Annotated in this window: 1 pseudogene; it reads left to right on the plus strand. The window is 65.1% G+C overall.

What is annotated here, in order from left to right:
* A pseudogene (gene ispH, locus Q7C21_RS22405) lies at positions 1–542 on the plus strand (4-hydroxy-3-methylbut-2-enyl diphosphate reductase); the annotation flags it as partial.
* Between the last annotated feature and the right edge of the window lie 95 nt (positions 543–637).

A 637-nucleotide genomic window follows, 5' to 3' on the forward strand; every position in this document is an offset into this window, starting at 1 on the left:
CCAGCAACGGCGGCGCCATCTACCTGGTGGAAGATGAAAAGGATGTAGCCGAGCTGCAGGTGCAGAACCCTGAACGCCTGGCGTTCGTGACCCAGACCACCTTGTCCATGGACGATACCAGCCGGGTGATCGATGCCCTGCGCACGCGTTTTCCGGCCATTGGCGGGCCGCGCAAGGACGATATCTGCTACGCCACGCAAAACCGTCAGGACGCGGTCAAGCAACTGGCCGACGAGTGCGATGTGGTGCTGGTGGTGGGCAGTCCCAACAGTTCGAACTCCAACCGCCTGCGCGAGCTGGCCGAGCGCATGGCCACTCCCGCCTACCTGATCGACGGTGCCGAGGACCTGCAGCGCAGCTGGTTCGACGGTGTCGAGCGCATCGGCATTACCGCCGGCGCTTCGGCGCCGGAAGTGCTGGTGCGTGGGGTGATCCAGCAGTTGCAGGCCTGGGGCGCCACCGGTGCCGACGAGTTGGCTGGCCGCGAAGAGAACATCACCTTCTCCATGCCCAAAGAGTTGCGGGTTCGCTCCCTGCTCTGATCAGTCCATTCCCACGCAAAGGGCCTGCTCGGCGGTTTCGCTGCGCAGGCTGACCCGCCCGCTGCGCGACAGCACCACCTGGTGGCGGCTGTGTT

Source organism: Pantoea sp. ANP04, from assembly GCF_041982285.1.
Taxonomy (GTDB): Bacteria; Pseudomonadota; Gammaproteobacteria; order Enterobacterales; family Enterobacteriaceae; genus Pantoea; species Pantoea eucalypti.